Source organism: Phorcysia thermohydrogeniphila, assembly GCF_004339575.1.
GTDB classification, from domain to species: Bacteria; Aquificota; Aquificia; order Desulfurobacteriales; family Desulfurobacteriaceae; genus Phorcysia; species Phorcysia thermohydrogeniphila.
Window position 1 is genome coordinate 461,190 of the sequence record NZ_SMFV01000001.1, and the last position, 14,700, is coordinate 475,889.

16 protein-coding genes are annotated in these 14,700 nt (G+C 45.6%); 10 read left to right on the forward strand and 6 right to left on the reverse strand.

What is annotated here, in order from left to right:
* The first annotated feature begins 9 nt into the window (after positions 1 to 9).
* Genes pgsA through CLV27_RS02330 form a run of 9 tightly spaced genes read left to right on the forward strand, consistent with a single transcriptional unit; the run spans position 10 to position 6,971 of the window.
* A complete protein-coding gene (gene pgsA / locus CLV27_RS02290; RefSeq protein ID WP_132525412.1) occupies positions 10 to 561 on the forward strand; it encodes a CDP-diacylglycerol--glycerol-3-phosphate 3-phosphatidyltransferase in 552 nt (183 codons plus the stop codon).
* Entirely contained in the window at positions 542 to 1,603 is a 1,062-nt protein-coding gene (locus CLV27_RS02295) for an AI-2E family transporter (RefSeq protein WP_132525414.1), read from the forward strand. The genes pgsA and CLV27_RS02295 overlap by 20 nt, the downstream gene beginning before the upstream one ends.
* Positions 1,587 to 2,165: a dephospho-CoA kinase gene (gene coaE, locus CLV27_RS02300; RefSeq protein WP_243644850.1), complete on the forward strand. Its 579-nt coding sequence runs from the start codon at positions 1,587 to 1,589 to the stop codon at positions 2,163 to 2,165. The genes CLV27_RS02295 and coaE overlap by 17 nt, the downstream gene beginning before the upstream one ends.
* Positions 2,156 to 2,965 carry a TIGR00282 family metallophosphoesterase gene (locus CLV27_RS02305; RefSeq protein ID WP_132525418.1) on the forward strand — a complete coding sequence of 270 codons (810 nt, stop codon included), beginning with the start codon at positions 2,156 to 2,158 and terminating at the stop codon, positions 2,963 to 2,965. Before coaE ends, CLV27_RS02305 begins: the two co-directional genes overlap by 10 nt.
* Positions 2,931 to 3,788 (forward strand): bifunctional methylenetetrahydrofolate dehydrogenase/methenyltetrahydrofolate cyclohydrolase FolD, encoded by an 858-nt coding sequence (gene folD / locus CLV27_RS02310; RefSeq protein WP_132525420.1) that lies wholly within the window; start codon positions 2,931 to 2,933, stop codon positions 3,786 to 3,788. The genes CLV27_RS02305 and folD overlap by 35 nt, the downstream gene beginning before the upstream one ends.
* Positions 3,785 to 3,979, forward strand: a complete 195-nt coding sequence (locus tag CLV27_RS02315) for an ATP-binding protein (protein ID WP_132525422.1) — start codon at positions 3,785 to 3,787, stop codon at positions 3,977 to 3,979. The genes folD and CLV27_RS02315 overlap by 4 nt, the downstream gene beginning before the upstream one ends.
* A gap of 1 nt (position 3,980) precedes the next feature.
* Positions 3,981 to 5,639, forward strand: a complete 1,659-nt coding sequence (locus CLV27_RS02320) for a radical SAM protein (RefSeq protein WP_132525424.1) — start codon at positions 3,981 to 3,983, stop codon at positions 5,637 to 5,639.
* Positions 5,640 to 5,698: 59 nt separating this feature from the next.
* Complete coding sequence (gene lpxC / locus CLV27_RS02325) at positions 5,699 to 6,625, forward strand: UDP-3-O-acyl-N-acetylglucosamine deacetylase (RefSeq protein WP_132525426.1); 927 nt, start codon at positions 5,699 to 5,701, stop codon at positions 6,623 to 6,625.
* On the forward strand, positions 6,600 to 6,971 hold the full coding sequence (locus CLV27_RS02330; RefSeq protein ID WP_132525428.1) for a hypothetical protein: 372 nt from the start codon (positions 6,600 to 6,602) through the stop codon (positions 6,969 to 6,971). Before lpxC ends, CLV27_RS02330 begins: the two co-directional genes overlap by 26 nt.
* On the opposite strand, the gene CLV27_RS02335 is transcribed toward CLV27_RS02330, so the two are convergent.
* From CLV27_RS02335 to amrS, 3 genes are read right to left on the reverse strand one after another with little or no spacing between them, the layout of a single operon-like run.
* Complete coding sequence (locus CLV27_RS02335) at positions 6,873 to 8,402, reverse strand: hypothetical protein (RefSeq protein WP_207891592.1); 1,530 nt, start codon at positions 8,400 to 8,402, stop codon at positions 6,873 to 6,875. The two genes, CLV27_RS02330 and CLV27_RS02335, sit on opposite strands and share 99 nt — an antisense overlap.
* Positions 8,399 to 9,655 (reverse strand): MBL fold metallo-hydrolase, encoded by a 1,257-nt coding sequence (locus tag CLV27_RS02340; protein WP_132525538.1) that lies wholly within the window; start codon positions 9,653 to 9,655, stop codon positions 8,399 to 8,401. Before CLV27_RS02340 ends, CLV27_RS02335 begins: the two co-directional genes overlap by 4 nt.
* 19 nt (positions 9,656 to 9,674) lie before the next feature.
* Positions 9,675 to 10,676 carry an AmmeMemoRadiSam system radical SAM enzyme gene (amrS, locus tag CLV27_RS02345; protein WP_132525430.1) on the reverse strand — a complete coding sequence of 334 codons (1,002 nt, stop codon included), beginning with the start codon at positions 10,674 to 10,676 and terminating at the stop codon, positions 9,675 to 9,677.
* Positions 10,677 to 10,763: 87 nt separating this feature from the next.
* On the opposite strand from amrS, the gene CLV27_RS02350 reads away from it, so the two are divergent.
* On the forward strand, positions 10,764 to 11,897 hold the full coding sequence (locus CLV27_RS02350; RefSeq protein WP_132525432.1) for an SPOR domain-containing protein: 1,134 nt from the start codon (positions 10,764 to 10,766) through the stop codon (positions 11,895 to 11,897).
* On the opposite strand, the gene mnmH is transcribed toward CLV27_RS02350, so the two are convergent.
* From mnmH to CLV27_RS02365, 3 genes are read right to left on the reverse strand one after another with little or no spacing between them, the layout of a single operon-like run.
* Complete coding sequence (mnmH, locus tag CLV27_RS02355) at positions 11,889 to 12,914, reverse strand: tRNA 2-selenouridine(34) synthase MnmH (RefSeq protein WP_132525434.1); 1,026 nt, start codon at positions 12,912 to 12,914, stop codon at positions 11,889 to 11,891. The two genes, CLV27_RS02350 and mnmH, sit on opposite strands and share 9 nt — an antisense overlap.
* Positions 12,871 to 13,605 (reverse strand): class I SAM-dependent methyltransferase, encoded by a 735-nt coding sequence (locus CLV27_RS02360; RefSeq protein WP_165863661.1) that lies wholly within the window; start codon positions 13,603 to 13,605, stop codon positions 12,871 to 12,873. Before CLV27_RS02360 ends, mnmH begins: the two co-directional genes overlap by 44 nt.
* Positions 13,595 to 14,665 carry a DNA double-strand break repair nuclease NurA gene (locus tag CLV27_RS02365; protein ID WP_165863662.1) on the reverse strand — a complete coding sequence of 357 codons (1,071 nt, stop codon included), beginning with the start codon at positions 14,663 to 14,665 and terminating at the stop codon, positions 13,595 to 13,597. Before CLV27_RS02365 ends, CLV27_RS02360 begins: the two co-directional genes overlap by 11 nt.
* Positions 14,666 to 14,700 lie beyond the last annotated feature (35 nt).

Genomic DNA, 14,700 nt, shown 5'->3' on the forward strand with positions numbered 1-14,700 from the left:
AGGAATAGAATGGTAAATCTACCGAACCTGATAACGTTATTTAGAGCCTTCCTCGTTCCAGTTTTCATTATGGCCGTTTTCTACAGGAATTTCAAGCTGGCACTTGCGGTTTTCTTGGTTGCCTCAGTGAGCGACGCCCTTGACGGCTTCCTCGCAAGGAGGTTAAATCAAGTAACAACCCTTGGCGTTATCTTAGACCCTATTGCAGATAAAGCCCTCATAAATTCGGGTTTCATACTCCTTTCGTACGTTGACAGGATAATACCTGTATGGCTCACCGTTTTGGTCATAAGCAGGGACATTCTGATTTTAGTTGGCGGATGGCTTTTAACGGCCTTTGGGAAAATAAACAAGATAAGGCCGACTTTGGTTGGAAAGTTAACTGCATTTTCGCAATTCTTTACAATCTTTCTAACGCTGCTTAACTTGAATTTTAAGGTTTGTTTGAGTAGTTGTATTATGACAGCTTACGCTATAACTGCCTGCTTGACAGTTATCTCCGCTGTTAGCTACAGCGCCCGAGGAATCAGGGAGCTAAATAGTGAGAAGATATCTCAGTGAGCTTTACTTTTTAGTAACTCTCCTGATACTCATAGCGTCCCTATTTTTTATGAAGCCGGCCGTTATGCCCTTTTTTCTCGGTTCCGCACTTGCCTACGTTTCCTATCCCCTCTTTGAACTCTACTGCCGCCTTACAGAGTGCAGGAGAAGGGTAGCCGCTATTCTAACGCTCCTTTCCATACTCCTAATACTGGCAGTTGTCCTCTTCGTTGTCCTGCCTACCGTCATATCTCAGGTTCAGAGCTTTATAAACTTCCTTCCTCAGCTTGTTAAAAAACTTGACGCCTTTATTTACAAGTTCCTCGGAGAACACTTCTTCAAGAAGATGAACTTTGACGCATCCACCTTTCAGGCTATTGTGAGGAGCGCCTATCTGCAGCTTGGGGAGCTCCCCGTCGGCAACATCGTCCAGCGCCTATTCTCAGGCGTTTTCTCAGTCATAAGCGTCCTGATTAACCTTGTATTAGTTCCACTCATCACCTACTACCTCCTCGTAAACGCTAAGAAGATAAAGGAAACTTACCTCCTCGTAGCCCCCACCTCCATTAGAGAAGAACTCCGAGTCCTAATAGACAAAGTCCACGGGGCTCTCTCAAGTTACCTTATAGGACAGATGCTTGTAGCAACTTTTGTAGGAATCTACATAGCAGTCGGTCTCTACTTCGTCGGAATTAAGTACGCCCTGCTCATAGGCTTTGTAGCTGGTATCCTAAACATGATTCCTTACGTTGGATTCTTCTCCGGCTTAATCCCCTCCGTTCTTCTTGCTATCCTTGACAACGGAGACCTTGCCTACGTAATAGGCGTATTAATAGTATTCCTCACAGAGGTCGGCATAGAGAACCTCATCTACCCAATAGTCATGAGCCGAACCACGGGCGTTAACCCGCTACTCGTGCTGCTATCTATCTTCATTGGCGGGTACTTGGGTGGCTTCTTGGGAATCGTTATCGCCGTTCCCGTAGCCGTTATGGTAGTTCCAGTATTTGAGAGCTTTATTGAGAAGAAGGAGAACTTCCTTGCTGGTGGGGATAACGGGTAACATAGGAGCTGGCAAGTCAACGGTCTCTAACTTTTTAAGGGCTATGGGATATCACGTCTTTAACGCTGACTTCATCGCTAAAAGACTACTGCTTAAAGGTTTTCCAGCTTACAACAAAGTAGTAGAAGCCTTCGGAAAGGGGGTTCTTAGAGAAGACGGAGAGATAGATACCAAAAAGCTCGGGGAAATCGTCTTTTCAAGTAGGGAAAAGTTAAACCTTTTAACGTCAATAACACATCCCTTGGTACTCAGAGAAATTGGAGCCATAAGGGAACTCTACAAGGAAGACTTGGCCTTTTTAGAAGCTGCTGTTCTTTTTGAGTATAGGTGGGAAAAGCATTTTGACAAAATAGTAACAGTCTTTGCCTACAGGGGACAGAGGTTACTCCGTGCCGCCAAGAGGTTCGGCTTAAAAGAAGCTATAAGAAGGGATAAGTTCCAGCTCCCCTACTCAGAAAAGCTCAGAAAGACAGACTACCTTATCTGTAACACCAAGGATATGTTACATTTAAGGCTCCAAGTTGAGGAGCTCGTGAAAGCACTGGAGGAAACGTGCGGATAGCTTTCATAGGCGATATTGTAGGAAGACCGGGAAGGAAAGCTGTCCATAGCTGGCTTGAGGAAAACAGAAAAAGGATTGACCTCTGTATAGCCAACGGTGAGAACGCGGCAGGTGGGTTTGGGCTGACGGAGAAAATCACTAAAAACCTCCTCTCCTACGGAGTTGACGTAATAACCGGCGGCAACCACACCTTTGACAAGAAAGAGATTTACCAGTTCATAGACAAATACCCAATCCTAAGGCCAGCTAACTACCCAGAAGGTATTCCCGGAAAAGGTTTTACTCTTCTTGAGGTCTGTGGAAAGAAGGTTCTAATAGTGAACCTCATGGGAAGGGTATTTATGGAGTGTCTTGACAACCCATTCAGGAAGTTTGACCAGATTTACGAAGAAAATCCTGCCGACATTGTAATCGTTGACTTTCACGCGGAAGCGTCGTCTGAAAAGCAGGCTTTTGGCCTTTACGTTGACGGTAGAGCAACGGTAGTTTGTGGAACCCACACCCACGTTCAAACGGCAGACCTAAGAAAACTCCCAAAGGGAACTCTGTATATAACAGATGTTGGAATGTGCGGCGCTGTTGATACAGTTATAGGCATGGGAAAAGAAGAAGGAGTTGACCGCTTTTTAAGACAGCTTCCTGTCAGGTTTAAAGTTCCAGAAAAGCCTTCTCTTATCCAGTTCTGTGGCGTTATTTTTGAAGTAGATGACAGCAATAAAGTGGTAAACTACGAGAGAATCTACGAGGTTTACGAAAGGAGAGAGGATGGCAGTTATATTAGACGGGAAGGAGCTCTCTAAGAAGATAAGGGGTAAGCTAAAGGAAGAAGTTAAGGAGCTAAAGGAAAAGGCAGGAAGGCCTCCAGCCTTGGCAGTTGTCTTAGTAGGGAACGACCCGGCAAGTGAAATATACGTTAGGAACAAGATAAAGGCGTGTGGGGAAGTGGGCATCCGCTCCATAGAGAGAAGGCTCCCCGCTAACACACTTCAGGAAGAGCTTAACCAAGTAGTAAGGGAGCTCAACGAGGACGATACAGTTGACGGCATAATAGTTCAGCTTCCACTCCCAGAGCACCTCTCCTGCAGGGAAGTAATAAACTACATCTCACCGGAAAAAGACGTTGACGGTTTCCATCCCGTTAATGCCGGTAAGTGCTTACTTGGCCTCTACGATGAAGGACTCATGCCGTGCACTCCGGCAGGTGTTATGAAGTTCTTTGAAGAGTACGGAATAGAGTTACAGGGCAAAAACGCCGTTATGGTAGGCCACAGCAACATTGTAGGGAAACCCCTTGCCAACATGCTCCTTAACGCAAACGCGACCGTCTCTGTCTGCCACGTTTATACAGACGACCTTGCCCACTACACGAGAAACGCAGATATACTCTGTGTGGCAACAGGCGTTCCCCACCTCATAAAGGCGGACATGGTGAAAGAGGGAGCTGTCGTCATAGACATCGGCATCAGCAGGGTAAACGGTAAAATAGTTGGTGACGTAGATTTTGAAAGGGTTAAGGAAAAAGCTTCAGCCATAACGCCTGTACCCGGCGGAGTCGGCCCAATGACGATAACGATGCTCCTTTACAACACAGTTAAAGCATTTAAGATGAGGATGGGTTATTGAAGGTAATACCCAATATTGACCAAGAAACGTGTATGGGCTGTGAAATCTGCGTTGAGGTCTGCCCCTCAGGCGTATTCATAATGGGTGAGGATAAGGCCGTTGTCATGTATCCAGAAAAGTGTAACGGCTGTGCCATCTGCGTTGAGAACTGCCCAGTTGACGCAATAACCTTAAGGTGGGCAGACCTGTAGAATGTCAGAGCTCCTTTTCATAGAAGAGTGTTGCCACCTAAACTTAAGAAAAGACGACCTTAAAGTCTGCTTAATCTACCCCGGCGAAGAGAGGGCAGGCCTCTCAAGTCTTGCCGTTCATAGGATATACTCCATACTGAACGGAATAGAGGGCGTCTCTTGCGACCTCTACTTTGAGGACTCAGAAGTTTCCTACTTCCTCGGTTGGGAGCTTAAAGACTTTGACGTTATCGCCGTTTCTATAACCTACGAGGAACACATATTCTCCTTGGCAAAAATCTTAAGTAAAGCAGGCATTCCCCCTTTGAGGGAGGAAAGGGAAGAAGGAGCTCCAATCATCTTTGGAGGAGGCATAGGCCTCTTCTACAACCCAACGCCCTTTATGCCAATCTTTGACGCAATATACTTAGGAGAAGCTGAAGGCCGTATAGAAGAAGTCTTCTCAAAGCTAAAAGATACGAGAAATCCCAAAATCCTCCGGGAGTTTGATAACGTTATCTTCTGTCAGGATTACCTCTTTGAGTATGAAGGAGAAAGGGTCAAAAGAATAGAGGGAGAGAAGAAAAAAATCTTCAGGTCTCCTCTCTTTTCCCTTACTTTCTCCCACTCCTGCTTCATCTCAGGGGATACGGCCTTTAAGGACATGCTCCTCATAGAGTTAAACAGGGGATGCATAGAGAAGTGCCGTTTCTGCATCGCTTCCTATATGGGATTACCTTACAGAGAAAAGAGTATAGAAGTCATTGAAAAAGAAATAGAGCTAGCTTCAAAGTATACCGATAGGGTAGGACTCATAGGGGCTGGCGTGACAGATTACTCCCGGATGGGAGAGCTCTACCAAATACTCAAAAAGTACGGCGTTAAAGCTTCTTTTTCCTCTATGAAAGCCTCTTCAACCTCGGAGTACATCTTCAAAATCGTTGAAGAGTCCGGCCAAAAAACGGTAACCCTTGCCCCTGAAGCCGGAACTGAGGAACTCAGGTTCGCCATAAACAAGAAGGTTCCTGATGAAAGGTACTTTTCCTTCGCCAGAAAAGCCTTTGAACACGGTGCAGAGAATATTAAGCTGTACTTTCTCATCGGTTTGCCGGGAGAAACCGACGAGGACATTGAGGGTATTGCCCTAATGGCAAAGAAGTTCAGAGAACTGGCAATGGAGTTCTGGAGAGAAAGGGGAAAAGCCGGAGAGGTCATTTTGAGCGTTAACCCTGTAGTTGCAAAACCCTTTACTCCCTTCCAGTGGTACGGTCAAAACTCAAAGTCGCAGGTAGAAAAAAAGTTCCGTTTCCTTTCCAAACTCCTCAGGAAAATCCCCGGAGTGAAGCTTTCACGGGAGAGCTCCAAAAGCTACGTTCTTCAGTCCGTCGTTTCAAGAGGAGACCCCAGAGTGGGAGTTGCCGCAGTAAGTTCGGCAGTTGAGGGCAAAAACTTCCGCAAAGCCTTAAAAGAACAGGGACTTGACATAGAGAGCCTCTACACCCGTGAAAGGGACGAGGAAGAGCTCTTCCCGTGGGAAATTGTGGAAAGCGGAATAAACAGGAAATACCTCTGGAGAGAATACAGGATGGCCTTGGAGAGAAAATCAACGCCAACGTGTTTTCCCGGATGCAAGGTGTGCGGTATTTGTGCAACTTTGCAAAAGGAAAAGGCTGATGTTTAGAAAATTTTCAAATTCCTAAACTATAATTCCAGCCGTAAAAGGACTGTTGGGAGAAGCAAATGCAGGTCTATCAGCGCACACTCAAAAAAGAAGTTTCCTTTAGCGGAATAGGCCTCCATACGGGGAAAAAAGTAAACGTTCGCTTAGTCCCCGCACCTGCCGATACAGGGATAGTTTTCGTAAGGACCGACCTAAAGGGAGCACCCTCCATAAAAGCCTCTCCCGAGTACCTATCTAAGCTCTTTTACGCTACAAACTTATCCAACGGAGAGATTGCGGTTCAGACAGTAGAGCACCTTATGGCAGCCCTCTCAGCCTTTGGAATAGACAACCTGTTCGTCTACCTTGACTCTGAGGAACTTCCGATACTTGACGGGAGCTCTGCCCCTTACGTCTACCTCTTTGAAGAAACAGGCGTAAAGGACCTTCCCCATAGGAAGAGAAAATACCTAAAGCTAAAAAAGGAGATAATCGTTGAGCACGACAACAAGAGGATAAAGGCAGAGCCTGCTGACCAGCTCGTCATTGACAACACCATATCTTTTGACCACACCTACAAAAAGATTAGGTATCAGAGGCTCGTATACGTTCACAACCTTGAGAACTTCAAGGAAATTTCAAAAGCAAGAACTTTCTGCTTTTACCATGAAGTAGAAGCCTTAAGGGCAGCTGGACTTGCAAAGGGAGGAAGCTTAGAAAATGCTATAGTAATTGACAAGTACGGCATCCTCAACGAGTCAGGCCTCAGGATGGAAAACGAGTTTGTAGCTCACAAAACCCTTGACCTCGTTGGCGACCTTTACATCTTGGGATATCCGCTCCTTGCAAAAGTAACAGCTTACAGGACCGGCCACGCCCTTAACGCTGCTCTTGTTAGGAGAATATATCAGGAGAAAGTTTACGAGATAGTTGAGCTTGAGGAAGTTCAAGAGGAAAACAAACCCTTTGTGGCCTTTAATAATGAAGAAGCTTACCAAACTAATTGATGAATACCTCTTACAGATAACTATTTTCATCTTCTTCCTGACGCTTACGTTTCTTTTACCTCTCTCAAGCGTTTCAGTACCAGAGAATTACCAGTTAAAGGTTCTTACCGTTAGGTGCCTTGTACTTGACATACTCTCCATAGTGGTCTTCGCCATCTTTGGAAAAGAAAAGCGGCGCTTTCTGTCCCTCTTTCCAGCAGGGGGTGTTTTATTCTCAACTACATATATGCTGTTTAAAGACAAGCTCTCACTCCTTCTCCTTGTCTCCTTCACAGTAACGGCCGTAATCTCTACTTCTCTCCTCGCCTTTACCCTGATAAAGGTTAGGTTCAACGGCGTAGATTGACTGGGCAGCAGTTCTAACAAAGTTTCTCTCTCCTTCAGAGAGCTTCTTGTCCCTTATGTAGCTAAGTAGAAGAGGCGGAAACACCTTAAGGTCGGTATCCCCTATTTTATCTGCAAACCTGTAACAAAAATAGAGGATGTTAAGTTTTGTCTTTAAAGGGAGGAGCCAGTTAAAGGCCTTCTGTGCCATCTCCTCAAGAACTTTATCAAAAAGTTCTTCAGGTATTGAGAGCCTTGAAAGGGCTACGATAGCGTGGTTAAGGTAGGCAATCTCCTCTTTGGTGCGAAAAGAACTCCTCTTCATTATGTATAGGAGCTCGTAAACAAAACTCTCAAGCTCCTTCCTACTCAAATCCCTCCCTGTAAGCTCCTCTATAAGCTTGACTCCCCTAAGGTCCCTCTTGTTAAAGAAGTACCTCAAGTCTTTAATTGAAACCTCGCTAACGCCAAAAGCTTCCGTTTCGCAGCCAAAAAGTTCTCTGTAGGAAGGAAAATCTACTCTCCTAAGGTGCACCTTAAAGTTTCTGTTAAGAGGAGAACGGGAAAGGAGTTCTTCCTCACTAACCTCCCTTACAGGAACTGGAAATATCCTCTGAAGGACTTTGATAAAGGGAAACTTTAACCTACCGATAACGGCAACTTCCTTAACTTTTGGCCTCTCCCTAAGAATCTCCTCAAACTGGTAAAGGGATAGAACGAGGGCAGAGGCTAAATCTACAGCCCTTTCTACAAAATCCCCATAGTTTGATGAGCCTGTAAGTGGCGAAAGGACTAAATCAACTTCCTTAGGACTTACCTCCCTGCTATAACCGTACTCTTGGAGCTCTACCCTCTTTAAGCCCTTAAAGAGTATCTTACCTGCAAAGCTTCTAAAGCGGTCAAGGAGCTCCCCCCTCAAGCCCTTTTTACGGAGTTCCGTGTTTGATATTCCTTTCTCTAAGATAAATCTGTTAAAGAGGTAGTTCCCTAAGAGGTCAACCATGTGAAACTCGCCTACAGGGATAACGGAGAGGAAAATCCCCCCTAAGGAGAAAGAGCTCTTCGTGTAGCCAACGTTAAGAACAAGGGTCTCTGGCGGAAAGAGGTTAAAGTCGTAGTAAATTGAAACTTTACTCGCAAAGGTCTTCTCAAAAAGGTTCCTTATTAGGAAGGTAGGTTTACCGTAGAGGTATCCCGGAAGGACGAGTTCTTTTACACTCCTTGGCTCGCAGGAGAAAAGAGCAAATTCAAGTATGTCAATAGCGTCGTATATGACGTTCCCTATGAAGATGTAGGCTTTTTGTTCAAGGTTCTCTAAAAGGGAAAGGAGCTTTCGCTTTACCTCTACGGGAACGCTAAGGTAGTCAACGTTTACCTCTTCAAGGAACAGGTCCTTCAGCTTAAACCTTCCATAAGAGCTCAAAGACTCAGGGTAACCTAAGTAAAGCCTCAAAACCTTATAACCTCTCTGTTTAGTCCGTGTTGTTTGAGGCTATTCGGGTAGCCGTGAACAAACACAGTCTTCTCTGGCGATAGCCTCTCCACTATCGTTTCAATTTCTCCTTTATCTGCATGTGCCGAAAAGTGGTGTCTTTCTATTCGGCAGCGGAAACTCCTTAAAACGTTCCTATCGTGAAGGAGCCTATACCCAAAGCTTTCCTCAACCATGTAGCCGCTGAAAATTATCGCTGCGGAGCTCCGCTTAGAAAGAAGCTGAGCGTAAACAAAAGAAGGAGTTCCCTCCATCAGCATTCCAGAGGTTGAGACTATACAGTCGGCTTCTCTCAGGTTCTCCATGCAAGCTTCTTCAAAGCTAAGCCCCTCATACCTTGGAGCTGGCTGAACATAGAAGTTAAAGAGCTCCCTCTCAAGGAGGTTCTCGTATATAACGGAGACTTCCTTTGCTAACCCGTCAACGTAAACCGTTAGTGGCGGTATTTTCCCTTCCCTCATCCCCTGTGAGAGGAGGAGCATAATCTCCTGAGCTCTTCCAAGGGCAAAGACGGGAATAAGTATTTTTCCCTTCCTCTCTACGGTCTCTTTAACTGTGGAATAGAACTCCTCAATAGCCTCTTCTCTGCTAAACTTCCTATCTGAGTAGTAGTAGGTACTCTCCGAAACCAAAAGGGTTGGCTTCTCTGAAGGTAACTCAGCTCCACCAGTAGTAAGCTGCGGGGTTAAAGATATATCGCCGGTATGGTAGACAAAACCGGAATCTCCGTAGAAAATACCCACAGAAGCAGCTCCCAAGATGTGACCTGCAGGGTAGAAAACAATTTCCACGTCCCCGAGGACAATCCTATCGTAAAAGTCCCTCCTCTCAAGACGCGAAAGGGCTTCGTCTAAGAGCCTATACTCCCTCCACTCATCTGGGGAGTTCCTGTTTCTTATGTACCTCACCTTTATCGCGTCCTCAACCATAAGGGAGAGGAGCTGAGCCGTCTCGTGAGTCGTGTATATGGGAGTTTCTGGGTAGAGGGAAGAGAGAAGGTGAACGCTGCCGCAGTGGTCAACGTGGGCGTGGGTAATAACTATCGCGTCAAGCTCAGGAGAGAGGCTCTTAAGGAGAGAGAAGTCCGGGTAAGGGTCCTCCGGGTTAAAGCGAATCCCAGAATCTACTAAGATCCTCTTCCCGCCAACCAAGTAGAGGTAGGCACTAGCACCTATCTCATTCCCGCCACCTATGGGTACAAGTAAGTTCTCCATGGGAAGGAAGTTTAACATTTCAGAAGACAAAGTCCACAGCTCTCCCGCAGTTAGGACACTTACCGTCAGAAGTAAAGAGAACCCTCACGTCGTAGCCTTCCCGCCTCACCAAGAGCTCCCCGCAGAAAGGACAGTAGGTAGATTCCCTCTTAGGGTCTACTACATTACCAACGTAAATGTAGTATAGGTACTCCTTTGTAACGTCATAGGCTAAGTCTAAAACCTCAACCGGCGTGGGAGGGGTGGAAAGTAGCTTATAGGCCGGGAAGAACCTTGAGTAGTGAACCGGAACGTCTTTGCCGAGGTTTTCTGCGACCCACCTTCCAAAACGTTCAAAATACTCAGGTGTAAACTCATCAAAATCGGGAACAATGAGTTTTGTAAGTTCTAAGTGTTTTCCGGCCTTCCTTATCTCCTCACACACCTTCCAGACGTTTGGGCTTGGGAAAGAGGAAAACTTAAGGTAGTAGTCACTGTCCATTCCTTTAAGGTCAACGTTAAAGGCATCTATGAGGGGAAGGAGCTCCCTTAAGGCATTAATGTTAATGTTACCGTTAGTCACCATCACGTTGACAAGTCCAGCTTCCTTTACCTTCTTAGCCGTATCTTTCACGTACTCAAACCAGATAATCGGGTCGTTATAGGTGTAGGCTATACCTATGGAACCGTAGCGTCTTGCGTAAGTTACAGCCGCTTCCGGTGGGAAGAACTGGCGCTGAGTTTCCTGCCTTGAGATTTCCCAGTTCTGGCAGGATTTACAGTCAAGGTTACAGCCGTTAGTTCCTATGGAGAAAATGACAGAGCCGGGATAAAAGTGGTAGAGGGGTTTCTTCTCTATCGGGTCGTAGGCCGCCGAGGTTACTTCTCCATAAACTACGGTGTAGAGAATACCTCCCCTGTTCTTCCTCACAAGACAGAACCCTTGCCCTCCATCCGGTATAGTACACTCCCTTGGACAGAGTACACACTTTACCTTATTACCCTCCAGCGGTACGTAGTACTCAGCTTCAAGCGTAGGCATTTTTCCCTCCTTGTTTTGTATAATTTCCTATCCTACGAATTAATTTATTTCTCCCATAGCTTCTAACTGCAAACTCCGGAGAAAGAAATGGGGGAGGAAAGATTTCAAGGAACGCGAATTAACGCTTACATAAGGGTTGACGACGGACAGTATAGGGTAAGGGAGCTGGGGATTGAGGGTGTAATTCTGGAAGGAAGAATACCGGCCTTAGTAGAAGGAAAGTCAAAAAGGGTAACTTTAACAGTTCCCTTTGACGGACAGAACCAGCTTGAAATAAAAGGTCTAAAGCTCGTCTGTAGCTACGGAAACGGCGAAACAGTATGCTACTTTAGGGAGCTCTCAAAAAGTCAAAACGAAGCTATCAAAATGCTCCTTAGAGAGTGCAACTGGAAAAGGCTCGTCCCTTCAGAGAAGGAGTTTATGAACTATACAAAAGAAGAGAGGACGAGGGAACTCCTCCTTTCCTTCATAGAAGAAGAGCGGAAGAAGAAACTGAGACTTCTGTCCTACACCTTAGCTGTAGCCCTCGGACTCCTCATAGTCGCAGTCTTTTTTAAGCTATTTGTGCTTCCCCTTAGACCCGTCGGTAAACCCTTAGAGGTAGCAGAAGTCAATCAAAAAGAAGTCTCCCAAAGTACTTCTGAAAGTCAAACAGAACAAACAGAAACGGAAGAGATTCCGGACACGATAGAGGGCCTTCCGGAAGATTTGGTTGTCTCTAAGGTTGAGTGGAACAACATAAACACGATGGGAAAAGTTCCACCCTACTTTAACCCCGTTAACCCAAGCGAGTCAGCACCCAAAGAGACAGTAGCTAAAGAGGAGCAAAAAGAGCAAACCCTTGTGTCCACAAAGGAAACGTTACAAGCTCCACCCTTAAAAGAGCAGAAACAAGAGGTAAATGAGGAAAAAGAAGAAAAAGAAACCATAGAGAAAGAAGAGGAAATGGAAAAGCCCCAGCTTTCAGAAAGTGAGGATTACATCTGCATACAGGTCGCAAGCGATAGGAAACCGTCATGGCTCTTAAAGGTTTCAGAGGAACTAAAAGCATTCCCTTACGTCAGGGTAGAAAAAATAGGAAACGCCTATACCTTAAGAGTAGGCTTCTTTAAAGAGAGAGAAGAGGCTAAAAAGGTTTTAAGAGAAATTAAGAAACGTTACCCAAGAGCCTTTATGAGAACTTGCGCTTACAGACCCAAGAGGTGGGTTCATTCAGAGTGAGCTTAAGAGCTCCTTTAACTTCTCCTTAGCATCCTGTAGGGTTCTTGCCTCTACCGTGTACTCGGTTTCAGGGGTTGAACGGCTGTAGAGCTTATCGTAGTAGTTGACCATAAGCTCCTTTACGGCTTCTTTATAGTCTTCAGTCTCTATGAGGCTCTTGATGTGGCTGTACTTCTCCTCACCAAGTATCTTCCTTATTCTACTTAAGGCCTGCAGGTAAACAGAAGGTGGAAAGTCTCCGACGCCGTAGTCCTCTAAGGACACTTTTACCCTTTCCTCAAGGGGAAGGGTAAGAAGGAGTTTTCTTCCCCTCTCCATAGCTCTCCAAAAAGCGTCCGGGATGAAGAGTTTTCCTATCTTTTTACTCTCCCCTTCAACGAGGACGTAAGGAGCACCTTTTAACCTTTCAAGCTCCTGCCAAAGGTAGGCGTCAAACATTTTCTGTGAAGGCTGTTTTAAGCCTATTCCGCCAAAAACAGACCCTCTGTGACCGGCAAGCCCTTCAAGGTCTACTACAGGGTAACCTTCCTCTTTTAGCTCCCTCAGGATTCTCGTCTTCCCGGCTCCAGTAGGGCCGTAGAGAACTACTACTTTAAGATTTTCCGATATCTCCTCTATCCTCTTCAGGATAAACTGCCTAAAGGCCCTATACCCCCCTCTAAGCCTAAAAACGTGAACGCCTGTCAGGTTGCATATAGTAGCGACGGCCAAGCTCCTCATTCCTCCCCGCCAGCAGTAGACGGCAACCTGACCTTCCCTTTCCCTGATTTCTCGGATTCTGCTCACTATGGCGTGGAGCTTTGGGCCAATCAGCTTCAGGGCAAAAAGTCTTGCCTCCTTCTCTCCCTTCTCGTAGTAAACCTTAGAAACTTCCTCACGCTCTTCCTTACTAAAGAGGGGGACGCTCACAGCTCCCGGAATGTGAAACTCCTCAAACTCTTCCTTCGTTCTTACATCTACCAGCTTAAAGCCCTTACTTAAGGCCTCTTCTACTGTAACCTCTCTTACCAGCTCCATCCCTCTCCTTGACCCTAAAACGGACGACCCCAAATCCTCCAATTGGCAAGTTAAAACCGAGTTTCCTCTCTATCCTATCGCTTAAGAATCCATCCACACATAAATTAAGAGTCGTGTAAAAGGTGTCAAAGGTGACAATTTTGTCAGTTATCTCCCTTGCAAAACGCGCAAAGCTTTTTATTTCGTCAAGGGAGAGAAAGTTAGCCTTCCTGTAGGCTGTTGCTTTTAGCAGGGACTTAAAATAGCGGTAGGCGGAAAGGAGGGAATACTTATTAAGGAAACCCACGACAACAGCTTCCTTTGCCACTTTTACGGCCTCAACAAAGGCCTTCCTCCCATCACCGATAAACTCAAGGCTCGTTATAAAGAGGACAACATCTACGCTATTTTTCTTAAAAGGAAGGTGGTGGGCGTCGCCCCTAACTAGCTTTTTAAGGCCTTTTCTCCTTGCAACTCTTAACATATCCTCAGAGATGTCAATTCCTATTGGCTCTTTAAACCCTTCCTCCACTAAGGTTTTTATCCAAATACCGGTACCACATCCTACTTCAAGAATTTCTTTATCCCTCTTATCCTCAAGAACCTTAAGAAGGAGCTCTCTCTCAAAGCTAAAGACCTTCTTACCGAATTCCGTTTCAAAAAAGCTATCGTACTCCTCGGCTACTTTTCCGCAGAAAGCATTACTCTCCAAGGGACTCCCTCCCAGTTACCCCTCTGTGCTTAAGAAGCTCAACGGTAAATTCAACGTCACTGCTTTTTATCTTAACGAGCTCGTGGACGTCCCTTAAAGGGTATGGATACCCCCTAACCGCATAGTATCTAAGTATAGACAGAGCATCCTGCGGTTTTAGAGCCGTTTCAACCTTAAGGACGCTTCCCTTTGGAAGGCGGAAGAAAAAGGAGTAAAACTCAAAACCCCTCAGCTTTTCTTCAAATTTTTCAGGAAACTTAAACTTTTTCTCCTTTGTCACAGAAACCCTGATAGGCTTCGTGTAACCCGGAGGAAGGTCAAGGGAATTAAGGACTGCAACGTCAGGAAGGAGCGGGTCAAAGGAATAATTTCGGGAATCGGAGTGTTTAGACACAGAAATGATTTTATCTACCCCCTTTTTAAGCAAGAGGTAGAGGGAATAAAGGTACTCTAAGTACTCCAAGTAACCTGCAACAACAGCAAATTCTCTGCCAGAGGCAAACTTTTTGAGCTCGCCGTAGTACCTTGCTGAATCAATCGGGAACTCTGAAGAAAGAGAAAAGTTAGGAACTAAAAAGTCTTTAAAGAGTTCCTCTACTTTTGCTTTAAGCTCTGGAGGAACCTCCTGATTAAAAACCGAAGGCCTCACCATTGCGCCGACTATAGAACCGTCAAGGAGGATGTACGAGACGCTGTCACAGTTAAGGAGGGCCGTCTTAAACTCCAATATACCCATAAGTATCCTTATCCTTGCGTCTGAGTACTCCTCAGGCTTAAGGAGGTCTATGTCCACTAAAAACCTTTCCCCTCCTTTAACCCTCTGACCATCCCTATACAGGACGCTCCCAGCTCCAACGGCGTAGAGGACGTAACCAGCAAAAGACTTTCTGTTCCTGCTGCCGTCAACCGCAACAGTAGAGTCTGGCCTAAACTCTTCCGGCAGTTCAGAAATCCAGACTTCCCACACTCTCTCTTCTAAAGTAGCGTAATTCCCCTCAATAAGCTTGAGCCGGTCTTTTTTTCTAAGGGCTGTTTCTATAAGGTATCTCTTTATAGCCATTTTAACCCCTCCTAACGGCATATATTATATGCCCT